Here is a 2,546-nt window from a genome sequence, read left to right on the forward strand (position 1 = left end):
CCCAGGACGTGCCCCGCGGTGGGCGTTTACCTCAGCGCCTGCCAAGCCGCTCGGCGTGCGGCGCTCGGGCCATCCGAACGGCGGAGGGATGCGGCCGTCCGGACCTGTGCGGTGGCCGGAACGTCCGGGTGATTGAAACCTGACGGCGGTTCCCTCGTACCGAAACACGCACTACGGCGTCGGGGGTACTGCACCCGCCCGTCCTGTCGCGAGGAGCGCTTGTCATGACCTTCAACCCCCTGGAACAGCGGGGTATCCCGCTGGACCGCCAGCTGCGCAACTGGCGCGAGCTGAACGTGGAGCCGATCGACCCCGACCGATGTGACCCCTACACCCGCTGCCGGATCATCACGATGAACGGCATCGAGGTGGAGGCGATCCTCTTCAGCCACCAGCTGGCCCGCAACACCGTCGATCCGGAGGTGAAGCGGCAGCTCGCCCGCACCCGGTACATCGAGGCCCAGCAGCAGAAGGTCGTCAACTGGCTGCTGCCGGGTGTGTCGTCGGTGCTGGAAACGACGATCGCCTACGAGCAGGTCGCTGTGGACCTGACGGCGTGGGTCGCGCGGATGGAGCCGGACCCGTACCTGAAGCAGGCGTACCAGTTCGGGGTGCTGGAGGACTTCGACCACCTGTACCGGTACGCCAACCTCTACGAGATGATCGAGCACCGCAAGGCGGAGTCGATCGTCGACAACCTCACGGAGGTCATGCCCGGGCGGCCGACGAAGTTCCACCACCGTGACCCGTACGACAACGTCCGCGATTCGTACGACACGACGGTCACGAACCCGCTGTCCAAGCTGCACGCGCTGACGATCATGTCGGCGGAGCAGCAGACCATGAACTTCTACATGAACACCGGCCCCACCTACATGGAGCCGATCGCCCGCCGGCTCTACCAGGAGATCGGGCTGATCGAGGAGGAGCACGTCACGCACTACGAGTCCCTGGTGGACCCGGGCGAGACGTGGTGGGAGCAGCTGGTCAACCACGAGTACAACGAGTGCTACCTGTACTACTCCTTCATGGAGCAGGAAAGCGACCCCAGGGTCAAGGCGGTCTGGGAGCTGCACCTGAACATGGAGCTGGAGCACCTGCACACCGCCTGCGATCTGATGCGCCGTCACGACGGGCGTGAGCCGCAGGAAGTTCTGGCTCCGGAGCTGCCCAACGTGCTCACGTTCGAGCCGAACAAGCAGTATCTGCGGGAGCTGCTGGACACGCAGATGGACCTGACCACGCTCGGCGCCGGCTATGTGCGCGAGGCGCACGAGCGGTTCGAGAAGATGCAGGAGCAGATCCACGGCGGCGAACAGCCGCCGAGCGAGCAGGTCATCGCGGAGCACGACGAGATGTTCGGCCGTGAGTACCGCGTCCAGTCCGAGGGCGAGCACCCCGACCCCGCCATGCGCGAGAAGTGAGGGGAGCCGAGATGACCGAACTACGCACTCCGCAGGCCGGCGACGACAGGGCCGAGGACACGGACGTGGTGGCCCTTCTGATGCGTCAGCACGGCGACATCCGCAACCTCTTCGACGAGGTCGAGCAGAGCGAGGGCGAGGAGCGGCGCGAGGCGTTCCGTCGTCTCGTACGCCTGCTCGCGGTGCACGAGACCGCCGAGGAGGAGGTCGTGCACCCCTTCGTGCGGCGGGCGGTGGACGGTGGCCGGCAGGTCGTCGAGGACCGCCTCGCCGAGGAGAAGGCCGCCAAGGAGACGCTGTCGTCCCTGGACGAGATGGACACCGACGATCCCCGGTTCCTGCCCCTGCTGAGGCAACTGCGCACGGACGTGCAGGAGCACGCGCGGGCGGAGGAACGCTACGAGTTCTCCCACATCCGCCGCAGCACCGACCTGACGAACCTCGCCGCCATGGCCAAGGCCGTCAAGGCCGCCGAGGCGATGGCCCCCACCCGGCCCCACCCCGGCATCGAGTCCGGCGCCGCCAACGTTGCTCTCGGCCCCGTGGCCGCCCTCATGGATCGCACCAAGGATGCTGTCCGCAAGGCCATGGGCAACGGCTGACCCACGGCGGTAGATGCAGTCCACACCTGGGGGAACACCGTCCTCGTGCGGTGCGCCCCCAGGCCAACGTCCTGGATGCGCACGGGACGGGCTCGGCCCCACGCTCGGACCGGAGAAGCGGCGGGGCAGCCGCCGGTGATGCCTGCTGTAGTCCAAAGGAATGGCCGGACCGGCCATGTGGCGCAAGGCCGGCTCCAGGCAGGAATCGCTTCGGCTCCCTGGGATTACGTTGCCCATGACCGGTTGTCGAGCCGCCACGAACTTCGGCGGCGTCGGCCCACCTTGGCCTTCATCGAGGGGTTGTGATGGCGACTCATACCACTGAACCGATCTCTCCGGCTCCGGCGGCCGAGGACCGTCGGAGCCGCGGCCAGGTGATCGTGTCCTGGCTGAGTACGACCGATCACAAGAAGATCGGGCATCTTTATCTGATCACTTCGTTCTGCTTCTTTCTGGTCGGCGGGGCGCTGGCGATGGCGATCCGGGCGGAACTGGCCCGTCCCGGGCTGCAGTTCCTCTC

Annotated in this window: 2 protein-coding genes and 1 pseudogene; all 3 read left to right on the forward strand. The window is 67.1% G+C overall.

What is annotated here, in order from left to right; all coding sequences use genetic code 11:
• Positions 1 to 224: 224 nt before the first annotated feature.
• Entirely contained in the window at positions 225 to 1,424 is a 1,200-nt protein-coding gene (locus ACIRP7_RS07770; protein WP_403655110.1) for a hypothetical protein, read from the forward strand.
• 11 nt (positions 1,425 to 1,435) lie between these two features.
• Positions 1,436 to 2,026, forward strand: a complete 591-nt coding sequence (locus ACIRP7_RS07775) for a hemerythrin domain-containing protein (RefSeq protein ID WP_403655112.1) — start codon at positions 1,436 to 1,438, stop codon at positions 2,024 to 2,026.
• A gap of 305 nt (positions 2,027 to 2,331) precedes the next feature.
• A pseudogene (locus ACIRP7_RS07780) lies at positions 2,332 to 2,546 on the forward strand (cytochrome ubiquinol oxidase subunit I); the annotation flags it as partial.

Source organism: Streptomyces sp. NPDC102270, assembly GCF_044766405.1.
Taxonomy (GTDB): domain Bacteria; phylum Actinomycetota; class Actinomycetes; order Streptomycetales; family Streptomycetaceae; genus Streptomyces.

What these genes read in the sequence shown, in the direction of transcription:
- ACIRP7_RS07770 (WP_403655110.1), top strand. Translation starts at nt 225, where the DNA reads ATGACCTTCAACCCCCTGGAACAGCGGGGTATCCCGCTGGACCGCCAG.
- ACIRP7_RS07775 (WP_403655112.1), top strand. Translation starts at nt 1,436, where the DNA reads ATGACCGAACTACGCACTCCGCAGGCCGGCGACGACAGGGCCGAGGAC.